Origin of the sequence: Vibrio mediterranei (assembly GCF_013364395.1) — a bacterium.
Taxonomy (GTDB): Bacteria; Pseudomonadota; Gammaproteobacteria; order Enterobacterales; family Vibrionaceae; genus Vibrio; species Vibrio mediterranei.
Genome location: NZ_JABXGK010000008.1, coordinates 756,457 through 781,509 on the forward strand (window position 1 = coordinate 756,457; position 25,053 = coordinate 781,509).

At 41.1% G+C, this 25,053-nt stretch carries 39 protein-coding genes; 38 read left to right on the forward strand and 1 reads right to left on the reverse strand.

Features of this window, described 5'->3' with window-relative positions; genetic code table 11:
* The first annotated feature begins 123 nt into the window (after positions 1-123).
* From HOP38_RS20410 to HOP38_RS20585, 35 genes are all read left to right on the forward strand, one after another.
* The gene (locus tag HOP38_RS20410; protein ID WP_006073518.1) at positions 124-354 is read left to right on the forward strand and encodes a hypothetical protein; all 231 of its coding nucleotides are present in this window, start codon (positions 124-126) and stop codon (positions 352-354) included.
* 217 nt (positions 355-571) lie between these two features.
* The gene (locus HOP38_RS20415) at positions 572-1,273 is read left to right on the forward strand and encodes a hypothetical protein (RefSeq protein ID WP_176679857.1); all 702 of its coding nucleotides are present in this window, start codon (positions 572-574) and stop codon (positions 1,271-1,273) included.
* 132 nt (positions 1,274-1,405) lie between these two features.
* A complete protein-coding gene (locus HOP38_RS20425) occupies positions 1,406-1,648 on the forward strand; it encodes a hypothetical protein (protein ID WP_198558831.1) in 243 nt (80 codons plus the stop codon).
* Complete coding sequence (locus HOP38_RS20430; protein ID WP_198558832.1) at positions 1,605-2,078, forward strand: DUF2971 domain-containing protein; 474 nt, start codon at positions 1,605-1,607, stop codon at positions 2,076-2,078. Before HOP38_RS20425 ends, HOP38_RS20430 begins: the two co-directional genes overlap by 44 nt.
* 139 nt (positions 2,079-2,217) lie before the next feature.
* Positions 2,218-3,615, forward strand: a complete 1,398-nt coding sequence (locus tag HOP38_RS20435; RefSeq protein WP_198558833.1) for a KAP family P-loop NTPase fold protein — start codon at positions 2,218-2,220, stop codon at positions 3,613-3,615.
* Positions 3,616-3,758: 143 nt separating this feature from the next.
* Positions 3,759-4,940 carry a hypothetical protein gene (locus HOP38_RS20440; protein WP_198558834.1) on the forward strand — a complete coding sequence of 394 codons (1,182 nt, stop codon included), beginning with the start codon at positions 3,759-3,761 and terminating at the stop codon, positions 4,938-4,940.
* A gap of 137 nt (positions 4,941-5,077) precedes the next feature.
* Entirely contained in the window at positions 5,078-5,695 is a 618-nt protein-coding gene (locus tag HOP38_RS20445; protein ID WP_198558835.1) for a nucleotidyltransferase domain-containing protein, read from the forward strand.
* Positions 5,696-5,780: 85 nt separating this feature from the next.
* Positions 5,781-6,185 carry a bleomycin resistance protein gene (locus HOP38_RS20450; RefSeq protein ID WP_198558836.1) on the forward strand — a complete coding sequence of 135 codons (405 nt, stop codon included), beginning with the start codon at positions 5,781-5,783 and terminating at the stop codon, positions 6,183-6,185.
* A gap of 126 nt (positions 6,186-6,311) precedes the next feature.
* Entirely contained in the window at positions 6,312-6,728 is a 417-nt protein-coding gene (locus HOP38_RS20455; RefSeq protein ID WP_063603453.1) for a GFA family protein, read from the forward strand.
* A gap of 80 nt (positions 6,729-6,808) precedes the next feature.
* Positions 6,809-7,129 carry a DUF4144 family protein gene (locus HOP38_RS20460; RefSeq protein ID WP_124942000.1) on the forward strand — a complete coding sequence of 107 codons (321 nt, stop codon included), beginning with the start codon at positions 6,809-6,811 and terminating at the stop codon, positions 7,127-7,129.
* An 86-nt stretch (positions 7,130-7,215) separates the two neighbouring features.
* Positions 7,216-7,953 (forward strand): SDR family NAD(P)-dependent oxidoreductase, encoded by a 738-nt coding sequence (locus tag HOP38_RS20465; protein WP_198558837.1) that lies wholly within the window; start codon positions 7,216-7,218, stop codon positions 7,951-7,953.
* A gap of 142 nt (positions 7,954-8,095) precedes the next feature.
* On the forward strand, positions 8,096-8,506 hold the full coding sequence (locus HOP38_RS20470) for a GNAT family N-acetyltransferase (RefSeq protein ID WP_198558838.1): 411 nt from the start codon (positions 8,096-8,098) through the stop codon (positions 8,504-8,506).
* A 145-nt stretch (positions 8,507-8,651) separates the two neighbouring features.
* Positions 8,652-8,918 carry a hypothetical protein gene (locus HOP38_RS20475; RefSeq protein ID WP_088878328.1) on the forward strand — a complete coding sequence of 89 codons (267 nt, stop codon included), beginning with the start codon at positions 8,652-8,654 and terminating at the stop codon, positions 8,916-8,918.
* Positions 8,919-8,968: 50 nt separating this feature from the next.
* A complete protein-coding gene (locus tag HOP38_RS20480) occupies positions 8,969-9,454 on the forward strand; it encodes a P-loop nucleotide/nucleoside kinase family protein (protein WP_198558839.1) in 486 nt (161 codons plus the stop codon).
* Between the two features lie 113 nt (positions 9,455-9,567).
* Positions 9,568-10,032, forward strand: coding sequence for an acyltransferase (locus tag HOP38_RS20485; RefSeq protein WP_198558840.1), 465 nt, complete (start codon positions 9,568-9,570; stop codon positions 10,030-10,032).
* 146 nt (positions 10,033-10,178) lie between these two features.
* On the forward strand, positions 10,179-10,616 hold the full coding sequence (locus tag HOP38_RS20490) for a GNAT family N-acetyltransferase (protein ID WP_006073486.1): 438 nt from the start codon (positions 10,179-10,181) through the stop codon (positions 10,614-10,616).
* Between the two features lie 104 nt (positions 10,617-10,720).
* Entirely contained in the window at positions 10,721-11,497 is a 777-nt protein-coding gene (locus HOP38_RS20495) for a carbon-nitrogen hydrolase family protein (protein WP_198558841.1), read from the forward strand.
* 37 nt (positions 11,498-11,534) lie between these two features.
* Positions 11,535-12,035 (forward strand): opioid growth factor receptor-related protein, encoded by a 501-nt coding sequence (locus tag HOP38_RS20500; RefSeq protein ID WP_198558842.1) that lies wholly within the window; start codon positions 11,535-11,537, stop codon positions 12,033-12,035.
* Between the two features lie 8 nt (positions 12,036-12,043).
* Positions 12,044-12,280, forward strand: coding sequence for a hypothetical protein (locus tag HOP38_RS20505; RefSeq protein WP_198558843.1), 237 nt, complete (start codon positions 12,044-12,046; stop codon positions 12,278-12,280).
* Positions 12,281-12,318: 38 nt separating this feature from the next.
* Positions 12,319-12,849: a GNAT family N-acetyltransferase gene (locus HOP38_RS20510; protein WP_198558844.1), complete on the forward strand. Its 531-nt coding sequence runs from the start codon at positions 12,319-12,321 to the stop codon at positions 12,847-12,849.
* A 30-nt stretch (positions 12,850-12,879) separates the two neighbouring features.
* The gene (locus HOP38_RS20515) at positions 12,880-13,476 is read left to right on the forward strand and encodes a DJ-1/PfpI family protein (RefSeq protein ID WP_198558845.1); all 597 of its coding nucleotides are present in this window, start codon (positions 12,880-12,882) and stop codon (positions 13,474-13,476) included.
* Positions 13,477-13,633: 157 nt separating this feature from the next.
* Positions 13,634-14,320: a hypothetical protein gene (locus tag HOP38_RS20520; protein WP_198558846.1), complete on the forward strand. Its 687-nt coding sequence runs from the start codon at positions 13,634-13,636 to the stop codon at positions 14,318-14,320.
* Between the two features lie 92 nt (positions 14,321-14,412).
* Positions 14,413-14,937: a GNAT family N-acetyltransferase gene (locus HOP38_RS20525; protein ID WP_198558847.1), complete on the forward strand. Its 525-nt coding sequence runs from the start codon at positions 14,413-14,415 to the stop codon at positions 14,935-14,937.
* A 33-nt stretch (positions 14,938-14,970) separates the two neighbouring features.
* Positions 14,971-15,435, forward strand: coding sequence for an OsmC family protein (locus tag HOP38_RS20530; protein WP_198558848.1), 465 nt, complete (start codon positions 14,971-14,973; stop codon positions 15,433-15,435).
* A 112-nt stretch (positions 15,436-15,547) separates the two neighbouring features.
* On the forward strand, positions 15,548-16,330 hold the full coding sequence (locus HOP38_RS20535) for a carbon-nitrogen hydrolase family protein (RefSeq protein ID WP_198558849.1): 783 nt from the start codon (positions 15,548-15,550) through the stop codon (positions 16,328-16,330).
* 43 nt (positions 16,331-16,373) lie between these two features.
* Positions 16,374-16,751, forward strand: coding sequence for a DUF805 domain-containing protein (locus HOP38_RS20540; protein ID WP_006073470.1), 378 nt, complete (start codon positions 16,374-16,376; stop codon positions 16,749-16,751).
* Between the two features lie 77 nt (positions 16,752-16,828).
* Positions 16,829-17,407, forward strand: a complete 579-nt coding sequence (locus HOP38_RS20545) for an O-methyltransferase (protein WP_198558850.1) — start codon at positions 16,829-16,831, stop codon at positions 17,405-17,407.
* A gap of 61 nt (positions 17,408-17,468) precedes the next feature.
* Positions 17,469-17,978, forward strand: coding sequence for a hypothetical protein (locus HOP38_RS20550; RefSeq protein ID WP_198558851.1), 510 nt, complete (start codon positions 17,469-17,471; stop codon positions 17,976-17,978).
* 166 nt (positions 17,979-18,144) lie between these two features.
* The gene (locus HOP38_RS20555) at positions 18,145-18,609 is read left to right on the forward strand and encodes a GNAT family N-acetyltransferase (protein ID WP_198558852.1); all 465 of its coding nucleotides are present in this window, start codon (positions 18,145-18,147) and stop codon (positions 18,607-18,609) included.
* A gap of 162 nt (positions 18,610-18,771) precedes the next feature.
* Entirely contained in the window at positions 18,772-19,224 is a 453-nt protein-coding gene (locus tag HOP38_RS20560; protein ID WP_198558853.1) for a GNAT family N-acetyltransferase, read from the forward strand.
* 164 nt (positions 19,225-19,388) lie between these two features.
* A complete protein-coding gene (locus tag HOP38_RS20565) occupies positions 19,389-20,645 on the forward strand; it encodes an Nramp family divalent metal transporter (protein WP_277950908.1) in 1,257 nt (418 codons plus the stop codon).
* A gap of 245 nt (positions 20,646-20,890) precedes the next feature.
* Positions 20,891-21,406, forward strand: a complete 516-nt coding sequence (locus HOP38_RS20570) for a 2-thiouracil desulfurase family protein (protein WP_198558854.1) — start codon at positions 20,891-20,893, stop codon at positions 21,404-21,406.
* Positions 21,399-22,232 carry a DUF3626 domain-containing protein gene (locus HOP38_RS20575; RefSeq protein ID WP_198559364.1) on the forward strand — a complete coding sequence of 278 codons (834 nt, stop codon included), beginning with the start codon at positions 21,399-21,401 and terminating at the stop codon, positions 22,230-22,232. The genes HOP38_RS20570 and HOP38_RS20575 overlap by 8 nt, the downstream gene beginning before the upstream one ends.
* 47 nt (positions 22,233-22,279) lie before the next feature.
* Positions 22,280-22,744 carry a GNAT family N-acetyltransferase gene (locus HOP38_RS20580; protein WP_198558855.1) on the forward strand — a complete coding sequence of 155 codons (465 nt, stop codon included), beginning with the start codon at positions 22,280-22,282 and terminating at the stop codon, positions 22,742-22,744.
* Positions 22,745-22,772: 28 nt separating this feature from the next.
* The gene (locus tag HOP38_RS20585; RefSeq protein ID WP_062458998.1) at positions 22,773-22,991 is read left to right on the forward strand and encodes a DUF7661 family protein; all 219 of its coding nucleotides are present in this window, start codon (positions 22,773-22,775) and stop codon (positions 22,989-22,991) included.
* Between the two features lie 77 nt (positions 22,992-23,068).
* On the opposite strand, the gene HOP38_RS20590 is transcribed toward HOP38_RS20585, so the two are convergent.
* Positions 23,069-23,299, reverse strand: coding sequence for a PAS factor family protein (locus HOP38_RS20590; protein WP_063603473.1), 231 nt, complete (start codon positions 23,297-23,299; stop codon positions 23,069-23,071).
* A gap of 295 nt (positions 23,300-23,594) precedes the next feature.
* Here HOP38_RS20590 and HOP38_RS20595 point away from each other — a divergent pair, with 295 nt between their 5' ends.
* The 3 genes from HOP38_RS20595 (at position 23,595) to HOP38_RS20605 (ending at position 24,853) form a co-directional block, all read left to right on the forward strand.
* A complete protein-coding gene (locus tag HOP38_RS20595; protein WP_006074773.1) occupies positions 23,595-23,843 on the forward strand; it encodes a DUF3297 family protein in 249 nt (82 codons plus the stop codon).
* A gap of 249 nt (positions 23,844-24,092) precedes the next feature.
* Positions 24,093-24,353, forward strand: coding sequence for a hypothetical protein (locus tag HOP38_RS20600; RefSeq protein WP_006074772.1), 261 nt, complete (start codon positions 24,093-24,095; stop codon positions 24,351-24,353).
* Between the two features lie 17 nt (positions 24,354-24,370).
* Positions 24,371-24,853, forward strand: a complete 483-nt coding sequence (locus HOP38_RS20605) for a tetratricopeptide repeat protein (RefSeq protein ID WP_198558856.1) — start codon at positions 24,371-24,373, stop codon at positions 24,851-24,853.
* Positions 24,854-25,053 lie beyond the last annotated feature (200 nt).

The following is a 25,053-nucleotide window of genomic DNA, read 5'->3' on the forward strand; positions in this document are numbered from 1 at the left end:
TGCATATCAATTATGCAACCAAGTTAACAGTATCCTTCGCCACAATTTCATAAAGTAACGCTCATTAACAGACTTTAACAAAATCAACAGCTTGCTCTTGCTAAAAAGAGTGCGGTAGCCGTGATGGAAAAAAGAGAAAACCGTTATTGCAGTGTTTGCGGGAAAAACACTGACCATGTCGTCGTATTGGTACGCAAAGAAAGCCCATTCAAAGAAGACAAAAAGCGTAAACGCAAAGAGTTTTTGACTGGCTTTTTAAAAGGCTGGGCTTTTGGCGCATTTCTGGCCTCAATGGACGATTTCTCACGTCATTGTATTTGCGAACAGTGCGGGACTAAGACAATCGAAGACTGACGATAACCATTCACGCGTACTTCGCAGGACTAGAAATCCGTATTTACCTACATTAGGCGGAATAATTCCGCTTTTTCTGTTTAATATGCAACTGTATTTGCATTTTTCGTTGTAGGTGATTGAAAGTTAGGGGTAAGTTTTGCATTGTGTGGGGAAGTTAGGTGGATTAAATCCGTCTAATAAGCGTTATGTTGTTAAATGAAGTACAGAGAAAACAATGAATAATGAATCATTACAAGCATTTCGAGAAAGGCTAGATAGTAATACTGGATTAGTTTCCAAGCGTCGAATACTGGTCACACTGTCGTTGTTACTTCTTGCGATACAATTTACTGGTGCTGTCTTTAAAGAAGCTAATACATTTATCTTTAAAATTGAGTTTACCAACCAAGGTGGGCTAAGCATATTTTTGCTCTTGGCTGTCGTCATTTTGATGATTCGTTATTACAGCTATGCACATGAATATCATCAAGAGCTATTCAAACTCATGGCTGAAAGAATGATGTCTGACTATAAAATATTTAGATTTAACCACCACACCGAGGAGATATCGGGGTTGCTTGGAGACGGTATTGATCTTTTTGGTGGTGATGAACCGGGTCTACAAGACGCTAAGTACGAAACTGACGGCTTTTTGAGACGTAAAATTGTCTACCAAAAGGAATACCATAACGAAGAAGGTAGCGAGTTGTTAGATGAGGACGTTTCATTAAACCGATACAATGAAAAGTGGACTCGATGGGACTTTCTAGTGCTTTATTCTTATGAATTGAGGTACCGTTTGGAAGCATTATTGAAATATAGAGAAAACCTTGATCTTTGGGGACCTTATTTTCTAGGTTCTACAGCTATAGTTCTTACTTTGATAAAGCTGGATACCGCAACAATTCAAAACCTCTGGTTGGCAATAACAACATAACAAACTGTTTAAGAGTGATTCGCAACGCGTGGCATTTTTACTATGCGTTGGTTTTAGTGTTTAAGGTGGTATGCGGCGGCTTCGGTATTGCGTTGCTCACACCTTAACAGGGCGTTATATTTTTGAGGAAACATGGCGAATTTATATAAATTTCGAGACTTTAACAAAGGTAGTCTTGAGTTATTGATCAATAAACAGTTGTGGTTCGCGAGTCCTGCAACTTTGAATGACCCTTTCGAAGCAGAATCGTCTTACGAAAGTGTATTGGCAGCGGTTTGGGAAGAATATCCATTCCCTCAAGATCAACAAGATGCTTATAAGCGTATTTTAGATGAGCAATTATCTAAAACAGGAATTTGCTCATTATGCAAATGAACACAAGGGCATTTGTATTGGCTTTGATGAGTCAAAGTTAATTGAGGCAAACCCGCATCTTTATCCTATTGAAGTTACATACCAAGCAGATTATCCATATCAAGACATAATTGATAGGTTCAAATATTTCCAATCAATGCCGGGAATGAATAACAAAGATTCAATAGCAGGGGACATTATGTACTCTGTTCTTGGGACTAAATATACTCATTGGGCATACGAGAAAGAAAGGCGTTTACTTAGACACGTGTTTGGAGCCGTAAATTTTGAAGCTAGTGCTGTTAAAGAAATGGTGTTTGGTTTACGAATGCTCGAGCGGGACAAAGATACAGTAAGGCAGCTTCTATCAACTGAAGAGTGGAGTCATGTAGAAATGTATCAAGCGGTTAAATCAAAGAAAAAATATGCTTTGGAGTTCATAAAAATATAACAAAGCATTTAAGAGTGATTCCCAACGCTTGGCATTTTTCGTTCCATAGTTGGGTTTTGTGTTTACGGTGGTATGGTTAAGTTTCGTGGTAGCGTTGCTCACACCTTAATGCGGCGTTAGTAATTTAAAGGAAAATTCAGTGATATTGAAAAGTCGTGAAGTAGATGTTGTAGAAGGTAATCCTTTTTTAAATGACAAATTAAATAGAAAAGAAAGTGCGGATGTATTAACTGAGTTTGTACTTTCATCGAAAGATCCATTAGTTGTTTGCCTTGATGCTCCTTGGGGGCAAGGGAAAACAACATTTTTAAGAATGTGGGAGCAACACCTTAAAGATAATGAGATTCCTACAATATACTTTAATGCTTGGGAAAATGATTTTACAGATGATGCCTTTGTTTCACTCATAGGGGAAATAGGGGCATCAATTGATGAAATTTCAAACTATGGTAATGAAGATAAGGTTAAAGAATACTATCAAAAAGCAAAAAATCTAGGGTTAGGTCTTGTAAAGAGAACTGTACCAGTTGCAGCGAAAGTGGCAACTGCTGGTGCTCTGGATTTGGATAAAATTACGGAGCAAGCACTTAGTTCTTTTGCAGAGTCAATAGCGAAAGACCAAATAGAAAAATATGAAAGTGCAAAGAAAACACTTCGTTCATTTAGAGAGGAGTTAACCAAACTAGCTAGCAGTATTTCAGCCGAAAAGAATAAGCCACTAGTATTCATCATAGATGAACTCGATAGGTGTCGTCCTAATTTTTCGATAGAGATACTTGAGAAAGCAAAGCATTTCTTTAACGTCGAGAATATTATCTTCGTTCTTGGAGCTGATAAAGTTCAACTTGGACACTCAATCAAAGCAGTTTATGGTAGTGAGCTTAATGTAAATGGTTATTTGAGGCGTTTTATTGATTTTGACTATTTACTACCACCACCAGAGAAAGGTTTATTTGTTAAAGCACAATTCAATAAATATTCATTTAAAGAGTATTTTTCAGCAAAGAATGGTGAGCAAACTCGCTATGAGGGTGAGCAAGCATTAAAAATGTTCACAGAGTTATTTGAGCTTTATCAATTAACATTACGTGAACAAGAACATTGTTGCTCTTTATTAAGTTTGTCTATTCGAACAACACCAACAAACCACTCGTTATTTCCTCTGTTTTTATGCCTTTTGATCGTAATTAAAATAAAAGAACCTGATTTATATAAAAGGTTCGTCTGTGATGAATTAACTACTGATGGTTTATTGGCTCATTTAAAGTCAGTAGATACAAAAGATGAATTGTTAAGCAGCAATTATGGTATAGCTTTGGAGGCTTACATTGTATCAAGTAAGTCTAACGGTTACGTTGATAATGCAATAATGTCAAAATACCAAGCTATACGTGATTCAAGTGAAGCATCAGATGTTGAAAAACATAGAGCAAATCGAGTGATTGAAATTATTGATAGGTTTGATTGGAATGGTGGCATAGGTAGCCTAAGTTATTTAGTCAAAAAGATAGAAATAGCTTCACGTTTCAGTTCATAAATTGCTAACAAAGCCATCAATACGACCACCAACGCTCGGCATTCTAGGTCTGAATTGGCTGGGGTGTTTTCGGTGGTTTATCAACTTCATCGTAATGCGTTGTGGCGTATTATGGCAGGCGTTAGAAAATTTGGAGAATTCTGGTGTTTGAAAAAGTTGTACTTAGACGCTCAGAGGGCGGTATTCCCGTAACCAAAGGGGAGATCGCTGAGGCGTTATTATTTTATCAAAATATTCACATCATTATTGACTACGCAAGTTTTCATGGTCTTGTAACTCAACTAGGCATGGATCTATTCTTGAGGTTACTTGCTTTACCATGTGTAACTGCGGTGTATACGGAAGAAATCCTGTCAACGTACAATGACAATAATGAGTTTTTGTATGCTGCAATAAAGTTTGTTGGGGATCAAGAGCGAGGGGAGTTACACAGTCGAAAGAAAAGGCTTCAGTACCAAATTGAAAAAATAGGTTTTGATAGAAAGAAATCTTTGAAATACGCAGAACGTTTTTTAAAGCTAGTATCAAAACATGATCTATCAAGTGACCATTTTGTGAAAAATGGCATTACGCTCAGTGCTAGAATACAACTTCAAGACCAAGAGTATGTTAATCAATGTGCTCAAAAGGTTGTTGCCAATCAACTAGGTAAAGAAGAGATTGATAGTCGTTTGTTCTTAAATATCGATTTCCTTGATAACACAGAAAAATTTAAGATACACAGCAATATCGATTTTGATTTTATTACTTTTAGATCGAAGCGCCTTAATCCGAATGGTGGTGACTTCAACCAAGCTACCTTATTGAACCAAATTTTGGAATCTCATGCAGATCTATTGCTTTCATCACATTATGGAGGCGACTTTTTTAGCTCATCAGTTTCATCCCAATTGATTAATATAAAATTCTCTCAGGCAACTAAGAGAACTGAGTTAAACAAAAGTGAACTAGCTTCTTTCAAACATGTGATTTTAAATGACTTTCCTTCAGTGAAGGAAGTAATAGACTCTGATAGACGATCATTTTCAGAATTCTTAAAATTATTGGAAAAATCTGACAGGTTTAAGAAATGGACAGTTGGAGTTAATCCTGATGTTGGTGTGGTTTCTGAATACCTAAATGAGTTGGGTGGGCAACACTGGTTGGAAAGAACACCCGGAAAAACAATAAGGTATGCTTTGGGCTCAACGATATCTGCTTTTGAGCCATTTATTGGCTCGGCTCTATCACTAGCAGACACACTAATTACTGACAAACTAGCTATCGGTTGGAAGCCTAACCATTTTGTAAACAAGCACGTAAAACCATTTCTTAACGAGGAATAAATTTTCTAACAAACGCGTTAAGGCGGATTCGCAACGTGTGGCATTGTTGGTTTGCGGTAACTTTAGTGATTTAGGTGGTTTGCAGAAACATTGCGTTGTTCACCACTTACGCGGGCGTTGTGTGCATGGAAAACAAAATGGAAAGTATCTTAGATTTAGCAATAGAGGAAGTCATTAAGTTATATGCTCCTCATACAGTCATCCTTTATGGTTCTCACGCAAGAAATGAAGCTACAGAGACGAGCGATATAGATATCGCTTGTTTTTGGGATCGTTCAGAGGAGCATAAAGATGCTCGACTTTTTCATGGAACATTTCTTGATGTGTGGGTATATCCAACATCATTTCTTGATTCGGTTCCAGAAGAAGCTCTGCGATTTGCTGATGGAAAAGTAGTGTATGAGACTCGCGATATAGGAGCAGATTATATAGCGCGAGTGAAGCAGAAACTTGCCAAAGGTAAAGAACCAATGTCTGAAGTAGATAGACTGCACATTCAGGAATGGGTTGTGAAAATGCTCGAAAGAGCGCGCGATGGAGATCTAGACGGTAACTATCGTCGAACTTGGCTCCAACATGATCTTTTGAAGATGTATTTTGACATTCGTGGTAAGTGGTATTTGGGTTCAAAGAAAAGCTTTCAATACATGAAGCAAAACGACAATGCTATTTATAGTCTTTTTGAGCAAGTTTACGAAAATCCGTTAAATATAGATCTTCTGGACAAGTTAGCTAGTAAAGTGGTTCGCATATAGCAAACAATTCATATGTAGTTATCACGCTCATCATCTTCCACATTAATATCATCTCAGGCATCCACCAAACAAAGGAAACCTCAACATGAGAGTCGTCCCAGAACTCTATTGTCAAAGCATCAAGGACAACATCACGTTCTTTGTCGACATCCTTGGCTTTGCTATCAAGTACCAACGAGAAGAAGAGGAGTTTGTTTATTTAACGCGTGAGGGAGTTGACTTGATGCTTGAAGGAGTAGGTGGCGACTCCCGAAAATGGTTAACTGGCAACTTAGAGCATCCATTTGGTCGAGGTGTTAACTTCCAATGGGATGTAAGTGATATCAACGCGTTATATTCAACAGTGCAGTCTAAAGCACCCAGTTCGATCTTTCTTCCCATGGAAAGCAAACCTTATTCAGTTGACGGTAAAACGGTCACACAAGCTCAGTTTATTGTCGAAAGTCCTGATGGCTACCTATTCCGATTCTGCGAAGATGAACATCAATGACAAGTGCTGAGTACATTATTTTAGTTACTTGCCCTCAAAGCCACTTTTCAGTTAGCAAACATCCATTTAAGTGAGCCAGTCACTCGAAAAAATCACAGTCTATTTCATTAAATTAGGAGTAGTTCAATGTCTTATACAGAAGCAAGTTGCCTTTGCGGCGCGGTGACAATCAAAGCCGAAAATGTTAATCCCAAGTTTACTGTGTGCCATTGCCAATCCTGCAGGAAGTGGGGCGGTGCTCCATATTTTGCGGTGAAGTGTGGCACTCAAGTGAAGATTGAAGGTGGTGATAAAGTTAAAATGTATCAATCATCGTCTTGGGCCTCTCGTGGTTTTTGCACAGAATGTGGCACTCATCTTTTCTACAAATTTAAAGCAACCGGTGATTACAATATGTCATTAGGTCTGTTTCCTAACGTAGAAGGATTGGAAATGGATATGCAGTATTTTAGTGATATGCGCCCTGGGTATTATTGCTTTGCGAATGAGACCAAGGAAATGACCACTGAGGAGATCATGGCGTATTTTGCTGACGAGGTTTAGAGCACTATTGAGCGAACGCTACAATGGCGTGTCTCACTTGTTATCGTTAGTGCTTATGGCATAGGTGTATAGGAACAACAATGGTTAGATGGCCGTGTATTTTCAAACTAGAGGGCGACCCGGAGCTTATGTATTTTGGCTCTGAGTCAGCGTTAGCGAGTGAATTAGAGTCTTTGATTTGGAGTAGTTCTGATCGCTTGATCGATAGTGATGGTCACAGCTTCACAATTTGCCAAGCGAGCGGACGTTATACATTCGAACTGAACGACTCTGTCTTGTCGTTATCTGAAATTACTCAACTTATTCAAGAGCACGAGTTTTCTAAGGCTGAAGTGTGTTTGACAAAAATACAGTTTGCGTCGGTGGAGCAGGCTATTCAATCGCTGTCGTTTGAGAAGTAAATGGAGCAGAGGATTCGAGTTGATAGCGACATGGGAGTTTTTAACGTTGCTACGGTCTAGAGATTCAGATTGAAAGGAGTTTGACGGTGAAAGTTGCATTGGTTACTGGAGGTTCAAAAGGAATTGGTTTGCACGTGGTTTTGAGACTTGTAAACCAAGGATATAAAGTTGTTACCTGTTCTCGCTCAAAAGAGGCTTGGAGTAGCGCGCTTGCTGAGTATCCAGGGTTAAGTAGTGTAGATTATCACTCGGTAGATATTTCTGACGAACAACAATTAAATCAACTGTTCAATTATATCTCTAACAAGTACGGTAAGCTTGACGTTGCGGTAAATAACGCTTCTCCAGCACTGGTCTCGCGCGGGCAGCTGTCTGAGGTTGATACACCGCTACTTAAAGAAACGCTTCAGGTGGACTTTTTCAGTCAAGCTCTATGCCTACGTGCTGAACTGCAACTAATGAAGACTGGTGCTTCGATTGTAAACGTCAGCTCCATCAACGGTCTTAGACCTACTCCGAATGCATCTATGTACAGCGCTTCAAAACATGCTTTAGAAGGGTTAACCCGATCCGTAGCGCTGGAGAACATTGGTGCTGGTATTCGGATTAACGCTGTTGCGCCAGGTGTTACGTGGACGCCTCGCTGGGAAGAGAGACAAATAGAGTCTCCTAATGTGCGTGCTGATGTTTCTGAGGTAGTGCCTATCAAACGATTTGGGAACATTGACGAGATAGTGAATGCGATAGAGTTTTTACTGTCAGATAAAGCCAGTTATGTTGTTGGCCATACGCTGGTGGTCGATGGTGGGCTTTCGTTGACCTAGGCAGTGGATGAGTTTTAGCTGGATCTGTTGTGGTTGCCGTTGATTTAACCAGACATGGCTTTAACCACCAAAATTAGCTCAACTGTTTATTTATACAGTATTGTTGTGTATTCTCCGTTTAATATGAAAGGAGTAGTACACAATGACATTACAATACGAGCAGACAGTCCCAAGTCCGAAAGAGTTTTGTGAAATGCGCGTGACCGCAGGGTTATCACCTAAATCATTAGAAGCGGCAACGATAGCACTGCCAAACAGTTTGTATGGTATTTCTGTAAGAGATGGGGCAAAACTGATTGCAATGGGTCGCGTGGTAGGCGATGGAGCATGTAACTTTGAAGTGGTAGACGTGGCGGTGGATCCTAGTTATCAGGGGCAAGGTTTAGGACGAAAAGTGATGGAATACATTGATGACTACCTAGCCAACGTTGCTATGGATGGCTCGTATGTTTCCATGATTGCTGACGAGCCTGAATTCTATGAAAAGTTAGGGTATAGGTTGGTTTCACCATCTAGCCAAGGCATGACCAAGAAATTTAAGCCAAGAGCATAGCCGTAAAACATGTGGGTAGCTTCTATTCGTTGATGTATAAGCGTTGATGCTTGTCATCATGACTCGACTCAAGATGTTCTGGTTTGCACTTCAATGGCGAAATTGCTGATATTAACAATTAGATATGTCGAGAGTGAGTGGTTATATGGAAGCACCGAAAGAAGAACTTCTAGCCTTATTAGTTAAAGAGTGTGAGCTATACACGTCTATACCTGCCAGTGAGCATCAGCAAAAGCGCGATAAAAAGTGTTTTATCGATGGAATCATGACGGCCTGCCGTGTGGTAGGTATCAGTTATCAGGAATTGAATTCGATTATTGAGTCAATGCCAAAGCAACCGAAGTTCAAGGATTTAGACGAGGAGTTGTCGACTCCTACTTATGTTCGAAATAACGTAGATATTAAGTTGTAGAGGTTGCTGTCAGTTCCTTTTGAACTCAGCCTCTTAGAGTAGGAAAACTTATGGAAAGTACAGGGAAGTTAGTCTTCTTTTGCGGAAAAATGGGCGCGGGCAAGACAACACAATCTAAGCTAATTGCGGCCAAGCAAAGGGCGGTACTCATTTCTGAGGATGAGTGGTTAGCCGCACACTATCCCAGTCAAATCCACTCGTTTGAGGACTACGTCAAGTTCTCTACTCTTATTAAACCTTTTATTAAGTCACATGTTCAGAGCTTATTAACGGTGGGTGTTGATGTGGTCATGGACTTTCCTGCCAATACAGTTAGACAGCGTTCGTGGTTTTCATCTCTATGTTCTGAAGTGCAATGTGCTCATGAGCTTTACTATCTCGATGTGCCGGATGAGGTTTGTTTGGTTCAAATTGGCAAGCGTCGGGTTGAGCAGCCAGAAAGGGCAAATTTTGACACTGAGGATGTGTTTCATCACGTGACGCAGTACTTTGAAGAACCGACGGATGATGAAGGTTTGAACATAGTGAAGGTATAAGACCCGTTTGGTAACTTGATTGGCTTGCGTGGACCGAGCCGTTAACCCTTCTAAATCCGACCCATCCGTTTGACACCTATCTATCTTTTAAAACCAAATATTCTGGAGTATTAATGGCGAGCCCAAGACTATTAAAGTCTCAAATCACCAACATTGTTTGTGGTGAAAACGTCACGATTATCGAACCTGCGAATGTCTATGGCTGTGAGTTAAAAGATGAAGTATTTGTTGGCCCATTTGTTGAGATACAGAGGAACTCAGTTATCGGTGCTCGGACAAAAATCCAATCGCACAGCTTTATTTGTGAATATGTGACTATCGGTGAGGATTGCTTTGTAGGCCACGGGGTTATGTTTGCCAATGACCTTTTTAAGAGCGGTCAACCTGATCCAAACCCAGAGAGTTGGGGACGTACTGTTATTGCCGACAACGTGACGATAGGGTCAAACGCTACCGTTCTGTCGGTCAATATCTGTGAAGGGGTTGTTATCGGTGCCGGAAGTGTCGTGACAAAGGACATTACCGAGAAAGGTATTTACGCAGGGAATCCGGCTAAAAAACCACGAAGCTTGCCTTAAGTTAGAAAAGTAATTATAAACAAGGTGTTAGTGCCATTTTTTATAGTATTTTGTTTGACTGAGTAAGTTGGTGAACGACATAGCATAGAGTGGCAAGTGGTATTGAAAACGCCACACCAACCATACAGTAAAACAAAGGAATGACCATGGACGTTACTATTGGCAAGAGTCTTGAACTGATCTCAATGGGTCAAGCTATACGCTATCAAGTATTTACGCTTGAACAAAATATCCCAACAGAGTTGGACTTGGATGGGTTGGATAATGACTCATTTCACGCTCTAGTCTGGGATGGCGGTAAGCCTGTCGCGACCGCTCGTTTGACGGTGAATCAAGACGGCTCGTCGACTATGGCGCGAGTGGCGGTTTCTGAGGAATATCGTGGTGATGGCGTTGCATCAAAAATCGTCCGTGCCCTAATAAAACATGCCAGTAATATCGGAGTGAGATGTATCGATATCCACGCCCACGCTTATTTAAGAAAGTACTACGAGAACTTTGGATTTGAATATATCAGAGAAGTTGAGATTGTTGGTGAGCATCAGCTTATTGAAATGAAGTACGAAGTGGAACCTGCTGTTTAGTTGTGCATTTTACATAGCAGAACGTAGATGGATTAGATTAATAAAATGAGTGCTGACGCGGCCTCTTTGTTAAGCACCGAAGACGATTTCAAGGAGTAGACACTGTGAAGTTTGCATTATTACAGTTCCCAATTAGTGCTCAATCAACCAAAAACCATGAACAAATCAAGCGTGCTATCTTCGAAGCCAAGCGCGATGGTGCAGATGTGTTAGTTACTCAAGAATGCGCCTTGTCTGGTTATCCACCTATTGAAATTGGTGCTGTTGCCGATATTGATTTTGAACTTCAAGACGCTGAGTTTAATCAGATTGTAGACTTGGTTAAACACACGCAGATCACTGTTTTCTTGGGGCTTATTCGCAAGTTTGGAGATAAAGCGGCGAACTCGGTTGCGATCATCAAACCCTCAGGTGAGGTGTATTACTACGACAAAAGAGCTCTGTGGGGTTGGGATGCGGAGAATTTTGAAGTAGGGAATGACTTCAATGGCGTTGTCGATATTCAGGGTATTAAGGTTGGTGTTCGAATCTGTTATGAAATTCGATTCCCTGAGTACTTTAGAGAACTCTATAGAGAACAGGTCGATGTCGCTATCGTGAGCTTATGTGATGTCCAACAAGAGTTTGATGCCAATCGTTATTCAATTATTAAATCGCATCTTGTGACTCGGGCGATTGAAAATGTGTTTACAGTGATATCGGTTAACTCGACAACCTTTGAGCAAACCGCTCCGACGGCAGTTATCGATAAACAGGGTAATCTTGTTGTTGAAGCAGAGCGAAACAAGAAATCTATCACCTATTTCGACTATGAAAAGAAGGAACATGGCTTTGGTGCCAAAGGCTGTGTCACATACTCAAATAAGCTATTAGGTTTATAGCTAAAAATACAACAATAACTATTGTCAGGGTGAATAAATGAGTGAGATTGCTCGTTTTATAACTGGAGAAAGTCCAGATAAATTTGGTCGTTATATTGATGAGCTGTTGGCGTATAACCACTTTTGGTTGGAGCATGACCATAAGTATATTCAGGTGTTTTTTCCAATCGACGAGGGAACCAAGTTTAATCAGCATGCTCCTTTAGTAACACAGAAAGATAGAGACGTGTTTGCCAATTCAGAAGCACTTCGAGTTGCTCATTTGAAGATACTTGATGTCATGTTGGATTTTTGGGGAATGCAGAGAAATGGATTTGAAATCACCTCTGTCTTGCCGCTGAGTGGGAAGAATCACGTTTGGTTAAAAAGCCACGATCATAATCAATTGAGACTAACACGAGCGATTCGCAGTCTGTATTTGCTGGGCAATGAACAGGTTGCAATAAACCTATCTGAGTTTCTCGTTACTGCAGCTAATGAAGACGGCACTGTGTCGGATAAAACGATCCAATATTGGCGTAATGCCTTGGAGGGCTAGAACAACTAATGAGCCAGTACAGTACGGAGAAGATGACGGCGTTCTGTTGTAATTGCAAGGCGTTAACACAACATAAATACACCTCGTTTGGAGCAGAGGGTAAACACCCAAAGAACGAAGCTACGGGCTTTTTCTCCGGGTTATTCGCAGCGATATTAACGTCGTTGATGGATGGAGAGGCGACAGGGGATTATAAATGTCAGATCTGTGGAACCTACCTTCATACCCCTGACCATTTAGATTAATTGGCGCTATTGCGTGATGAAGTTAAGGAGTAATGCCTATGGAATCAGACAGAATAAAACTCGTTCCTCCTTCATTGGAGTACCAGCCACAAATGTTGGCGGCAATCCAAGCGAGTAAAGCGGAGCTTGGAGAATATCTTCCTTGGGTACCATATGCTTTGACTCAAGAAGAATCGGTGGAGACCACCAAACAAGCGATGGCAGATTTTGAAAACTTCGAAAATGAACTGCGCTTTTCAATCATTGATAAAGAGACCGATACGTTGGTAGGCGCTGTAGGATTGATCATTCGTGATAAGGCGGTGCCATTTTTCGAAATTGGTTATTGGCTGAATACATCAAGCGTAGGCTCCGGTTATGTAACTGAGGCGGTAAAGCTTGTGGAGCAGTATGCCTTTGAATCATTAAAGGCGAACCGGGTGATTATCAGAGCTGCTGAAACGAACGCAAAAAGTCGTTCAGTTGCTGAGCGTTGCGGCTATCACTTAGAGGGTATTGCGCTCAATGAACGTCGATTGCCAAACGGTGAGCTATGTAACACGGTGATTTACTCAAAAATCAGTTTATAGAAAGCGATGGTTGTTTAGTAGCAGGGTTATATGGATATAGCAATACTAACGTTTGATGGATTTAACGAACTGGACTCTTTTATTGCCTCGGCAATTTTGAATCGAATGAAACCGCACGGATGGAATGTTCAGATAACGTGTCCGACGGATGTGGTGACATCAATGAATGGTGTAGAGGTGGTTGCGCAGCAGCCGTTAGAGTTTGCAAATCAAGCCGATGCCGTGTTGTTTGGCAGCGGTATGTTGACGCGACAAATTGCGACGGACCAAACCATTCTGTCACGGCTTTCTCTTGACCCTAACAGGCAAATCATTGGAGCACAGTGTTCCGGTACGCTGCTTCTGGCAGCGTTGGATTTACTGAATGGAGTATCCGTTTGTACCGACCTCACCACGAAACCTTGGGTCCAAGACCTAGGAATCGAGGTGTTGGAACAACCTCTACATGCACACGGTAATGTGGCTACATCCGGTGGTTGTATGTCTTCGCAGTACTTAGCGGCTTGGGTGATCGCTAAGTTAGCCGATAGAGAACAAGCGGAGTCCGCGATTCATTACGTCGCCCCTGTAGGTGAGAAAGAAAAATCGGTCGAGCATTGCTTATCAGTGGTTGGGGCATATTTATAGCAAAACGACTTTACAACCAACGTCATTCATTGTTAGTTCCTACGTAGACACAAGACGACCTTTCCATACATATCACGCTCTTTATGGGTGTTATTCTTAATGGATAAAAATATTATCGGCCAGCACCGATAAAGCATATTCATGTAGGCAGTGTTTGATGGGCAAATCTAAACGAACCATTCCTTTATCTCTGACATTCTCATTGATTGTTGTGTTTCTTACTATATTCGCGGGAGCGAGTTTGATGGGAGAGAATCATAGAATCAATGAAGTACTCAGTGAGCGCTTTAAGAGGTTTAAGGCCGAAGATTTTTCTGCGCCTTGTTTTCCTATTTCCGTTGATTCGCATTTGGTGAATATCGACGAGTTTAAGACTTGTAACAACCAAAACTTTTTACTCTACATTAGTTTGTTGAAGCGTTTCGATTTAATGGATGGCAGTGCGTATACGCTCAAGATTAAGCGCAATAGTTTTTGGATACCTTTTCTGTTTTCGGATGAAGTTGGCGTGAGCATTAGGTTGCAAAAAGAAGACGAGAATAACTGGTTCTCTTTTGATTGGTTGCCATTTGTCGAAAAGCCAGATGAACACTACATCGATGGGTTGTTTGTGATGGGGCGTGATCATTGGAAATGGACAATCAACGACGTAGTGATAAACGATGTGAAACTGCAACAGATATTCACGGAGTACGAGCAAACGGTCGACTTTAATAAATACGTCGAAAAAGTTGGCTCTCGCTATGAATTCAAAAATGGTGTGGTGGATAGCGAAAGTGCCAGCAATTTTGATAAACGGTTACTGAGATTCAATCTTCAAAAAGTCACGGAGTTTTTGAAGTAATCGACTCAGCTGTCTAGAAGCGAAGGTATTATGTCTGCTATGGTTGTTGGCATAAAGAGCTAACAGTTTGCAAAGATAAAGGAATCAATAACATGGAACTCGTTACTCCTTCATTAGAACGGATGCAAGCCTTTGCGGTTTTCTACCAAGATTTTGAGCTCCACGATGTGGATAATGCGGAGTATTACCGCGAAGGCATCGGTGATTTTCCGAAATATGTCCAGCGTTTAATCGATGAAGAAAAGGGCGTCAATTTACGCCAAGGCTATGTGCCTTGCAGTCATTTTTGGTTGCTAGATTCTGAACAGAGAATTCTAGGTGCGATTCGTGTCCGTCATCATATTAATAATGAATTTCTGTCATCAGAAGGTGGTCATATTGGTTACGACATTGCCCCTTCATATCGAGGGGCAGGCTATGGAAAGCATATGCTCAAACTTGTTTTACCTAAAGCGAATGCCTTAGGCATAGAACGAGCCTTGGTGACCGCAGATGAAGATAACGTCGCTTCCAGACGCGTTATTGAATCCAATGGCGGTGAGTTAGAAAATATCGTCATGGGGGAGGTGTTTCCTAATCCAATTGCGAGATATTGGGTTGAATGCATTCAAGGTTAGTTTAATTATCGCCATTGCTATCAGGAGGATGAAATGTCAGAGCATTACGCACAGATAAGTTGGAAGCGAAAACAGGACGAAGTATTTAGTGATAATAACTATAGCCGTGGTCATGTATGGGAATTTGATGGCGGTTTGACGGTCCCTGCATCACCTTCACCTCATGTGGTGCCATTGCCTCTCTCTATAGAAGAAAACATTGATCCAGAGGAAGCATATATTGCTGCTTTATCAAGCTGCCATATGCTGGTTTTCTTATCGATTGCTGCAAAACGAAAATATGTTATCGACAGCTACATCGATAAAGCTGTTGGAATACTTGCAGAGAATGAAGCGGGAAGAATGGCAGTCACCAAAGTCATTTTGCGCCCGGATGTGGTGTTCTCTGGAGAGCGCGTACCTACCCGAGAACAGCTTGAAAAAATGCACCATTTGTCGCATGAAAACTGCTTTATCGCCAATTCTGTAAAGACTGAAATTGTGACCGAAATTAGTTAAGGATTAGTGTCGTCCGATCGAGTTCTGACAATACCCGACAAAACCACTATACAATCCATTGAATAGCTATCGTATGTTAGATCAAGTTTAACAAGGACAAGGCTATTCAGTGATGAAGATCTCTATTGTTCAAACCGATGTGGTCTATAAAGACAAACATCAGAATCTACTTCAAGTCGCTCAACTTCTCTCGGAAACTCAAGAGGTTGGGGATGTCATTTTGCTGCCTGAATTGTTTTCTACTGGCTATATTTTTGACTCGCCTCAGGATATCCATGAGCTGTGTGAGGAGTATCAACACAGTCCCACCATTGAAACGTTACAGCAACTGGCTGCGACTTATCAATCAGTCATCGTTGCTGGCATTGCAGAGCATCATGAAGGGCGTTTCTACAATAGCGTTGCCGTTATAGATAGAACTGGCCTACAGCACCGCTATAGAAAAATCAGCCAAACCAATATCGACAAGCAGTACTTCTCTCGCGGTGATTCATTGCTGACGTTTGAATACCAAGGTTATGTTTTCGGAGTCGCGATTTGTTTTGACTTGTGGTTTCCGGAAATTACTCGCGAATACGCAATATCCAATGTCGATGTTTTGTTGCATCCAGCAAACTTTGGTGGCGAACAGAGCCTACTTCTCTCTCGCACCAAAGCGATTGAAAACCACTGTTATGTAGCGACTTGTAATCGAGTCGGCATAGATAAAACCCAGAGTATCGTTGGCGAATATTGTGGTAATAGCCAATTGATATCGCCCAGTGGTGAAATTTTGGCGCAGCTGAAATCAGTAGCTGCTGTTGAAACTATCGAACTGAGTAAGATCGAGACCAAGAAAGTGATTGGTGTGGATCTGATAAGTGAGATAGGGCAGATAGAAAAGAAGCTTAAGTAAAGTCTGTTCTTTAATGAGATAACAAACAAAAGGTAAGTGGTCTATGAATTGGTTTCTAAGTGTATTAAAACGGCCTGTTGATTTTAAAGGTCGCGCCAGGCGGAAAGAGTATTGGTATTTCTTTTTATACAGTTTGATATTAACGATCATTTTGTCAGTGATAGATAATGCACTTGGCTGGTACAACTCTGCCGAAGAAGTCGGGATTTTGAGCGGGGTGTTCACGCTGTTAATTTTGTTACCGAGCTTAGCTGTCACCGCACGTCGTTTACACGATACCGGTCGCTCCGGCTGGTGGATGTTGCTGTATATCATTCCAATAATCGGTTTTTTAATACTACTGTACTTCTTGGTGTTGGACAGCAAACCAGAGTCCAATCAGTATGGTAGTAACCCGAAGGCATACGAGATTAATGGATAATCGTTTTTGCTCAGATCTGGAGTTCAGATCTGAACTGGTCTTGTTTAATTAGCGCCACATTACAAGGAAGCTGAAATATGAATACTAAGACGCAACAGGTTTTAGAACGATTGGAGCGATTAGGCAATGACAACGATCGTCTGCAGTCAGAGCGAGCGAAAAAGTACCTCAACATTACAAAAGATACCGGTGAGTTTCTCTCAGTGCTGGTTAAAGCCACGAATGCTCAGCGTATCTTAGAAATTGGCACCTCAAATGGATACTCAACGATTTGGTTAGCCGCATCAATCCCGAACACCGGAATGGTGCACACCATTGAAGTCAACCCTCTCAAGATAGAAGAGGCCCGTGACAACTTCGAAAAAGCTCAAGTTTTGCAGAATATTACCCAATGGTCAGGCGATGTTTGTGAGGTTCTAAAGCAGACACCCGAACAGGTCGATTTCATTTTTCTCGATGCAGACAGAAGCGATTATTTGTCCATTGCTGAGCCTCTGTTCTCACGCCTAAAACCAGGTGGATTGCTTGTGTGTGACAATGCCATATCTCATGCTTCAGAGCTAGAAGGGTTTGTCGCTTGGGTAAAGAGCCAGAGTAACTTAACTACGTCGTTGGTTCCTGTTGGGAAGGGGGAGTTGCTGGTCTTGAAAAGATAGAATCGTCATAAAATCATAAGGTTGTTTTGAAAAAATTGCTCAAGGTCATTCAGTTTCATAAGTGCTTGGTTTAGTATTTGTTTCCCAAAAACATAACAATATGAGAATGAATGTGAAAATAATAAAATTACTGCTGTCATTAGGTGTCTTTGCGTTATTAACGGGATGTGCGACTAGGCTGGAAGCCACGGTTGCTCCGGGACAGTCATTAAGTGAGTTGGGGAATGTATATGTCCAGCATTTCTCGCCAGACAAAAGACACTTGAATTATGTAATTGCCGATAAGTTAACTTTGTTGGGTTATCCTGCTACACCACTTAATAGCGATAACATCCCTGATGATGCGGACATTGTAATTACATATGTTGATAACTGGCAGTGGGACATTACAAACTACATGATAAAAATAAAGATTGATTTTAGAAAAGCAGCAAGTAGGCAACTATTGATTACGGGTGAATCTTACCGTACGTCATTAGCTAGAAAAGATCCTGATCTGATGATTCAGGAGGCACTAGAGAAAATTCTTCAAGAAGCAGGGCTTAGGTACAATCATATAGCCATGAATTGAGCTTTGATTTGGAGAGCTTGATATATCAATAAGGGTTCGGAACATGGGTTTTGAACCTTTTTTGTTTTCTAGGTATTAAAAATCTAAATGTTGAAATTAACTATGTTTAAGCTCTATTTACCATGATATTTTCATTCCATCCGAGTTCCTTTTTAGAAACTGAAACATGAACATAGCGTTAAGAACCATCACGGGTGACAACTTCTACGCAATTTGTCAGCTTGAAGTCGCCCCTCATCAAACTTCACATATTGATAGCAATGCTATCTCTCTAGCGGAAGCAAATTTTATGGCGTCTCCGTGGTATAGAGCTATCTATGCCAAAGAACAACCCATTGGCTTTATTCTGGTTAACGTCGACTCACAATCCAATAGACTTTCACTGTGGCGATTTATGTTAGATAAAAACTATCAAAAGCAAGGCTTCGGTAGACAAGCTATCACTTTGCTTTATCAGGAGTTGAGACAAGAGTTTGGAACAATAGATTTGTTTACGAGTGTCGTTCGTGATGAAAAAGGGCCTAGGCACTTTTACCTAAGCTGTGGTTTTGTCGAGACTGGCACCTTAGTGGAAGGGCGAGAGATTGAGTTGGTGTTTTCTTTGGATTCGAACTTCACTAATGCTGATTAGTGAAGTGTGTTCGCACGGAGGAAGTGATTATCAATTCATGTTTTCTGGCTCACAAGCTTCGCGACATTATGAGTGGTTAATCTACTTCAAAGAAAGGCTTAACGTGGTTCACGAGGAATGCCGTGTTAATAGCAAAATATCTTTAATAGGAACGATCAAAGCATGCAATTAGAGAAAGTAACGAATAACAATTTAAATGCGGTATTGGCGTTGCAATTGGATGAAGCACAACGCGATTTCGTCTCAGAAAATGTTGTCTCAATGGCTCAAGCTGCGGTGAATCCGGATTATCAACCGAGAGTTGCTATGGTTGATGGTGAAGTCATAGGATTTGTCATGTATAGCGAATGGAAGAATGCGCCATGGGCAACGGGTGACAAACTTGGTGAGTACTATATTTTTCGTGTGATGACGGATAAGTCGTATCAAGGAAAGGGGTATGGCCGGTTGATGATGGAGGCACTTATCAAAGAAATTGAAGAACTTAAACCTAAAGCGATACACATAGGCTACTGTGATGAGAATAAGGTAGCCCAACAATTCTATCAAAAACTTGGGTTTAAAGAATACGGACGATTCGATTGGGGAGATATAGCAGCAAGCATCGTTTACTGATCGTGATGGTTAAAGTTGCATCTGATTTTTGATAGGTAATATGTATTAATTGTTGATAATTAAGTGGTGAAAACTTAGTTATCACTTTTACGCACAAAGATGCGATTGATTATCATTTGCGTGCGGGTATCATTTCTCTTATAGACGAAAGAGGAATGATACTTATGAACGGCGCATCCATATACGTAGATGCTAATGCGGCACAAAAAGCATCATCATTTGCCAAAATAAAACGTAAGTTACTGATGTTAGGCCCAGCGTTTATTGCAGCGATTGGCTACATCGACCCAGGTAACTTCGCAACAAATATTGAATCAGGATCTTCATTTGGTTACCAACTACTTTGGGTAGTGCTTTGGGCGAACTTAATGGCGATGTTGATTCAGTACTTGTCTGCCAAGCTAGGTATTGTTACAGGTAAAAACTTAGCCGAACATTTACGTGATCATCTACCGAATAAGTGGGCGGTTAGATTTTACTGGACTCAAGCAGAGATCATTGCCATTGCCACTGATCTAGCCGAGTTTATCGGCGCCGCAGTCGGTTTCCAATTAGTATTTGGCATAAGCTTAATGGAAGGGGCTCTGATAACCGCCGTTGTGACAGTTATGATCCTAATGCTGCATCAAAAAGGACAAAAGCCTTTAGAAGTAGTGATAGGGTCTTTACTCATGCTTGTTGCGGTTATTTATATTGCCGAACTCTTCTTCGCTCACCCAGCAGGTGGTGAGATGATGACAGGCTTGCTTACACCTAGCTTTACTGATTCTCGTCAAATCTATCTTGCCGCAGGGATTCTGGGGGCGACGGTGATGCCTCATGTTATCTACCTTCATTCTGCTTTGTTTAAGAACAGCTTTGGGGAAAGTACTGAGACTCGCCTTCGCAGTACTCGATTTGATGTGTTGATCGCGATGGTTATTGCAGGATTCGTCAATATCGCCATTGTGGCGATGGCAGCAGCGGTCTTTCATTACTCTGGCAACCAACACGTTGCTGAAATTGAAACGGCTTATATGACACTAACACCATTAGTCGGTAAAGCAGCGTCGGTTTTATTTGGTGTGTCACTAATTGCTTCGGGTTTATCTTCTACTGTCGTTGGTACTATGGCGGGTCAAGTCGTGATGCAAGGGTTTGTTCGCTTTTCTATTCCGATGTGGTTACGTCGCTTTATTACTATGGCGCCATCGTTTGTCGTTATAGGTATGGGGATGAACACTACTGATATCCTAGTGATGAGCCAAGTTGTATTGAGCTTTGGGATCGCTCTCGCCATTATCCCATTGCTTATTTTTACCAACAGTAAACGTTTAATGGGAGAGTTCAGAAATAACAAATGGGTTTCTTATGCGGGTATGGTGATTGTAAGTTTAGTGCTCGCTTTGAACGCCTACTTGATGTTCACATTAATCGTCTAAGTGTGATTATTTCTCAATATAACGGAAGCCGAGCGGCTTCCGTTTTTTTGCTTTTAGACTATTCGCTTTTCAAAGCGTCTTTTCTTTATCTTATAAAAACTTGAAACCCTTAAACACACAATTGTTAGAAGTTCGACAAGATCTTGATTTACTGATTGAATATCTAACTCCAATTATCGATTATGCTTAGTACACGTCATTCAATTGATTATCACCTTGCTTTACAACCTATCAAGGAGAAAACGTTGGAAAAAGTCTTGATTAGTTCATGCTTGCTAGGTAACAAGGTTCGTTACAATGCGAGTGGGTTATCTATTTCTGAGCAAGATTTAGTTTGGCTCAAGCTGAATGTCGAATTAATAGTTATGTGTCCCGAAGTCTCGGCAGGTCTTCCTACGCCGAGACCGCCAGCAGAAATTGTTTTAGGACAAGGTGCCGATGTTATTGATCGCAAAGCTTCTGTTGTTGGGGATGACGGTCATGAGGTGACCGCTGAATTTTTGCACGGTGCAGAGCTTGCACTTAAGAAGTGTCGTGAACAGGGTATTCGTTACGCCATACTAGCAGAGGGTAGTCCGTCATGTGGCAGCGTACAGATTTATGATGGCACATTCACAGGCGTAAAAATTCCCGGGCAAGGAGTGACTGCCGCCATGTTAATTAGGGAAGGCATCAAGGTGTATAGTCAACATACTCTCTCCAATCTCAAACATGAGTTGGAAACGTTGGAGTTGCATGAGCGGATGGAAGTTCATGGATAAAGACATCATAAGTACAGCACTGGATAATATACGAGCTAAATCGAAGGGTAAGCCATCCACGAATACTAGCCGCATTACGATCAACTTTCATCCTGATAGATACACGCCTGAAGGGCAGCCTCTTTTGCTCGCCATCGCCAAAGATGGTGAGCTGAAATCCCAGTTTGAAACCAATACGAGTAACGGCGGCTTGACGGCTTTTGAAGGTGGCGACCGTTGGTTATGGGAACAACGGGTATTTGATGGTGCTTATGACCGTGCACCTATGAATTTGAGGCCGAAGTACGGCGCGGTTAACTTCCGAAACTATGCGAACGGAGCGTCACCTAGGTTTGGGTCGGCGTTTTTTGAGTTAAAACCGCATGTGCTCGAACGAGCGACGTATTGTTACCCAGACAGTTTTTTTGAACCAGAAGATTTTGCTGTTTCAGAAACACTGAATAACTTGATCAATATAGCAACGTCTTCTTCTGCAGACTTACTTGATGACTACATTGAAGCACACATTCACGGGATAGTATCGTTAAAAGATGACGTTGAGTGCTTAGTCTTAGATCCTGTTTTCCAAGCCACTATGATTGAACAATATGCGCTTGAATTGGGTATTCCCATCCAGTGGCATAACGGCTATCAACTGTCTATTGAAACAATGAATCAATACCCCGATTATCGAGGTGTGCAGTTTATCGAATTAGCGAGAGAACTAGCGCGAGATGGAATGATCGATGCAAAGTTACTTGGTTTGGCGGTAACGGAGCAGCACTTTGACGAGCAAGATATTAAGAAAATCTGGCACTACTTAGCGAGGTTTGGATATCGAGCATAAGCCATAAAGGCGATCAAAATGTGATTGGCTATTGTTGAGAGCACGCTATGAAGATTGTAAAAGTTGATAGCTCAAATATGCAGATATACGCAAATTTATATCAGGGTTATGCGGCCGAATTTTCAAGAATCATTGATGACAAACCAGATGCTAGTGGACTGTTCGAAATCTATCCAAAAATCGAGGGCAAGGTATCAGGCTATTTACTTTATTTGGATGGAGTACTCGCGGCATTAGCTGCGATTGAAGAAAAAACGCCAAAATGTTATGAAATCTGTGATTTCTATGTACTTCCTTGTTTTCGTAAGAATAAAGTCGGTAAGCAGTTTATTACTCAATTATTTATGCAACTCCAAGGTACGTGGGAAATCAAACAAGTCGCCGGAGCCGATCACGCAGTGAGTTTCTGGCGTGATGTCGTTGGTGAGTACACCTCACAAAACTATGTGGAAGATAAGTATCAAGACCACAAGTGGGGTTTGGTTACAAGGCAGTGTTTTGGCCACGTGTAAATTAACCGGGGAATAACAGGGTGATTCGATGACGCGATTAAAGTTTAATGTGTTTGGTCAAATCATGTCAGTGACACGAGAGCACGATACTTGGGTTTTGTATCGAGAATCACAAGTGGGTATTAGAGCAAAGATCTATGATGTCGTGATACCTTCTGACTTAAAGGAAGAGGATTTAGTCACCTATTTAGATGATATTTACCATGAGATGGCCAGCGTTAAATTTCCAAGAGTGTTGAAGCTGTGAACAATAAAAAGTGGGTGATGGAGTATGACTACAAACAGAGCGTTGATTCTAACATTTTGAGAATCAACGCTTACTTTTTATGAGTTCAAGATTGAATCGGCAAGATTAACGGCATTGTCGAGACGTTCTTTGTCGTCAAGTCGTCCTAGGCTGGCTGGAGCAAGTACGTTGGTATAGAGAGCAACCTGCTTGCTAAAGGGCAGTTCTAGTTGCTCATACAAATCTTGACGGATTTGTGCATGTTGTTCCGGGGCATGATCAGCAAGACGAATTAAAGTATCGTAAATAAGAGTTTTAGTAGTATCCATGGTTCATTATTTTGTGTGTAGCTTCGGGGGACCCCAAGTTTATCCTTTTTTGTAGCAGAATCTCTGTGATGTAGATCGATGTTGTAATTGAAATGTAAAAATATGTGCTTGGTTGCGCACCAGAGTGGGGACGCTTTTCCTTCCATTAAGTTGTATAGTTCGAAGAGCCATAGATTGGTGTTGCTGGTTTGCGCATTATTAGAGCAGTCGAGATTCGCTATGCCATGACTTTTCTTGAGCGCTGGTACGGTATTGACTACAATAAGCCACTTCTTAAATACATTAGGTCATAATCATGAGCGACAACAACGCAAAGCCAGCTTTACCAGATCATCTTTCAGGTAACCCACGCAGCCCACACCACGTAGCTGAGTGTTTTGAGCACCAGATTGGTATTCGCCTAAACGGTAAAGAGCGTACTGATGTTGAAGAATACTGCATCAGCGAAGGTTGGGTAAAAATCCCTTCACCAAAGGCACTGGATCGTCGCGGTCAACCTATACTAATCAAATTAAAAGGCACTGTGGAAGCGTACTACGTTTAATTCGTTAACCACAGTTGCTTGTTCAGCACATAGAGGTATCGCCCGATGTCTTTATGTGTTGATATTCCACTTTCCACTTTCCACTTTCCACTTTCCACTTTCCACTTTCCACTCCACATCACGTTCTGCATTACTCCTTGTCTACTTTGACAGTTCCTTACGATCACTCAGATTAAGATATGTTAATTTATCTTATCTACATTACGTTAAATTGAAATGTTCTAATGAGATCTCAAGGAAGGTTAGGTCATGGAGCTCTATAGCGACTATCAGACGCGCCCATTTCTCTGCCGCCATTGTAATCAACTAACGCCACATTTGTTGATCTATAGCCCAAACTCAGAGTTAAAACTTCAGCGAAAAGCTGCCAGTGATTCGACACGTAACACGTTGTTTGGGTTACTTATCAGCCTGTTTTCGAGTCGCGAAATCGAAATAGTCGACTATCCTGATGATGAGCAACTGTATCGATGCGACCGATGCGGTAAGGCTGAAGTACATAAAAGATAAGGACTCGTTATTCCCCTATGAACACCGTCATTTCAGAAGCCATAGCGCTTCGCAAAGCCGGAAAGCATCAAGACTCTCGTCAACTCCTCGAAACTTTACTTGTTGATCCACTGTACGCTGCTTCTGCACATTTGCAGATTGCATGGTCATACGATAATGAAGGCAAAGAAAAATCCGCGATTCCACATTATAAATCGGCATTACTTGGTAAGTTAGCGAATCAAGAGCGTTTTGACACATTGTTTGGCTTAGCTTGTACCTACAGAAGCTTAGGAGAATATGTTGAGGCGTTGCATTACTTTGAACAGACCATGTCTGAATACCCAAAAGCAGAAGAAGTCCAGCCATTTTATGCAATGTGCTTGTACAACTTAGGACGGCACAAAGAGGCCGTGCAGTTGTTATTGAATCTCTTATTATCGTCAACCAATAGCGAAGCTATAAAGGAATATAAACGAGCAATCTCTTTGTATTCAGATGATCTCGACAGAACTTGGTAAAAACAAGCGTAATAGATTGAAAGCCTCAATCGAAGCTGTGAAAAGGAATATGATATTTATTCCAAATTTAACGAGCGTCATTTACCATTCTATTATTAGTAAATGGCGTTTGTTTAGTATATTTGTTAGCCTGAAAATATAAACTATCATATTATTCGTAAATAACTTAACATTATTTCGGTATTTATATAAATATTGGT

What these genes read in the sequence shown, in the direction of transcription:
- HOP38_RS20515 (WP_198558845.1), top strand. Translation starts at nt 12,880, where the DNA reads ATGGATATAGCAATACTAACGTTTGATGGATTTAACGAACTGGACTCT.
- HOP38_RS20490 (WP_006073486.1), top strand. Translation starts at nt 10,179, where the DNA reads ATGGACGTTACTATTGGCAAGAGTCTTGAACTGATCTCAATGGGTCAA.
- HOP38_RS20415 (WP_176679857.1), top strand. Translation starts at nt 572, where the DNA reads ATGAATAATGAATCATTACAAGCATTTCGAGAAAGGCTAGATAGTAAT.
- HOP38_RS20410 (WP_006073518.1), top strand. Translation starts at nt 124, where the DNA reads ATGGAAAAAAGAGAAAACCGTTATTGCAGTGTTTGCGGGAAAAACACT.
- HOP38_RS20595 (WP_006074773.1), top strand. Translation starts at nt 23,595, where the DNA reads ATGAGCGACAACAACGCAAAGCCAGCTTTACCAGATCATCTTTCAGGT.
- HOP38_RS20580 (WP_198558855.1), top strand. Translation starts at nt 22,280, where the DNA reads ATGAAGATTGTAAAAGTTGATAGCTCAAATATGCAGATATACGCAAAT.
- HOP38_RS20480 (WP_198558839.1), top strand. Translation starts at nt 8,969, where the DNA reads ATGGAAAGTACAGGGAAGTTAGTCTTCTTTTGCGGAAAAATGGGCGCG.
- HOP38_RS20510 (WP_198558844.1), top strand. Translation starts at nt 12,319, where the DNA reads ATGGAATCAGACAGAATAAAACTCGTTCCTCCTTCATTGGAGTACCAG.
- HOP38_RS20450 (WP_198558836.1), top strand. Translation starts at nt 5,781, where the DNA reads ATGAGAGTCGTCCCAGAACTCTATTGTCAAAGCATCAAGGACAACATC.
- HOP38_RS20600 (WP_006074772.1), top strand. Translation starts at nt 24,093, where the DNA reads ATGGAGCTCTATAGCGACTATCAGACGCGCCCATTTCTCTGCCGCCAT.
- HOP38_RS20470 (WP_198558838.1), top strand. Translation starts at nt 8,096, where the DNA reads ATGACATTACAATACGAGCAGACAGTCCCAAGTCCGAAAGAGTTTTGT.
- HOP38_RS20540 (WP_006073470.1), top strand. Translation starts at nt 16,374, where the DNA reads ATGAATTGGTTTCTAAGTGTATTAAAACGGCCTGTTGATTTTAAAGGT.
- HOP38_RS20445 (WP_198558835.1), top strand. Translation starts at nt 5,078, where the DNA reads ATGGAAAGTATCTTAGATTTAGCAATAGAGGAAGTCATTAAGTTATAT.
- HOP38_RS20530 (WP_198558848.1), top strand. Translation starts at nt 14,971, where the DNA reads ATGTCAGAGCATTACGCACAGATAAGTTGGAAGCGAAAACAGGACGAA.
- HOP38_RS20545 (WP_198558850.1), top strand. Translation starts at nt 16,829, where the DNA reads ATGAATACTAAGACGCAACAGGTTTTAGAACGATTGGAGCGATTAGGC.
- HOP38_RS20590 (WP_063603473.1), bottom strand. Translation starts at nt 23,299, where the DNA reads ATGGATACTACTAAAACTCTTATTTACGATACTTTAATTCGTCTTGCT.
- HOP38_RS20605 (WP_198558856.1), top strand. Translation starts at nt 24,371, where the DNA reads ATGAACACCGTCATTTCAGAAGCCATAGCGCTTCGCAAAGCCGGAAAG.
- HOP38_RS20585 (WP_062458998.1), top strand. Translation starts at nt 22,773, where the DNA reads ATGACGCGATTAAAGTTTAATGTGTTTGGTCAAATCATGTCAGTGACA.
- HOP38_RS20475 (WP_088878328.1), top strand. Translation starts at nt 8,652, where the DNA reads ATGGAAGCACCGAAAGAAGAACTTCTAGCCTTATTAGTTAAAGAGTGT.
- HOP38_RS20575 (WP_198559364.1), top strand. Translation starts at nt 21,399, where the DNA reads ATGGATAAAGACATCATAAGTACAGCACTGGATAATATACGAGCTAAA.
- HOP38_RS20485 (WP_198558840.1), top strand. Translation starts at nt 9,568, where the DNA reads ATGGCGAGCCCAAGACTATTAAAGTCTCAAATCACCAACATTGTTTGT.
- HOP38_RS20555 (WP_198558852.1), top strand. Translation starts at nt 18,145, where the DNA reads ATGAACATAGCGTTAAGAACCATCACGGGTGACAACTTCTACGCAATT.
- HOP38_RS20425 (WP_198558831.1), top strand. Translation starts at nt 1,406, where the DNA reads ATGGCGAATTTATATAAATTTCGAGACTTTAACAAAGGTAGTCTTGAG.
- HOP38_RS20505 (WP_198558843.1), top strand. Translation starts at nt 12,044, where the DNA reads ATGAGCCAGTACAGTACGGAGAAGATGACGGCGTTCTGTTGTAATTGC.
- HOP38_RS20430 (WP_198558832.1), top strand. Translation starts at nt 1,605, where the DNA reads ATGAGCAATTATCTAAAACAGGAATTTGCTCATTATGCAAATGAACAC.
- HOP38_RS20525 (WP_198558847.1), top strand. Translation starts at nt 14,413, where the DNA reads ATGGAACTCGTTACTCCTTCATTAGAACGGATGCAAGCCTTTGCGGTT.
- HOP38_RS20560 (WP_198558853.1), top strand. Translation starts at nt 18,772, where the DNA reads ATGCAATTAGAGAAAGTAACGAATAACAATTTAAATGCGGTATTGGCG.
- HOP38_RS20520 (WP_198558846.1), top strand. Translation starts at nt 13,634, where the DNA reads ATGGGCAAATCTAAACGAACCATTCCTTTATCTCTGACATTCTCATTG.
- HOP38_RS20500 (WP_198558842.1), top strand. Translation starts at nt 11,535, where the DNA reads ATGAGTGAGATTGCTCGTTTTATAACTGGAGAAAGTCCAGATAAATTT.
- HOP38_RS20460 (WP_124942000.1), top strand. Translation starts at nt 6,809, where the DNA reads ATGGTTAGATGGCCGTGTATTTTCAAACTAGAGGGCGACCCGGAGCTT.
- HOP38_RS20535 (WP_198558849.1), top strand. Translation starts at nt 15,548, where the DNA reads ATGAAGATCTCTATTGTTCAAACCGATGTGGTCTATAAAGACAAACAT.
- HOP38_RS20455 (WP_063603453.1), top strand. Translation starts at nt 6,312, where the DNA reads ATGTCTTATACAGAAGCAAGTTGCCTTTGCGGCGCGGTGACAATCAAA.
- HOP38_RS20565 (WP_277950908.1), top strand. Translation starts at nt 19,389, where the DNA reads ATGAACGGCGCATCCATATACGTAGATGCTAATGCGGCACAAAAAGCA.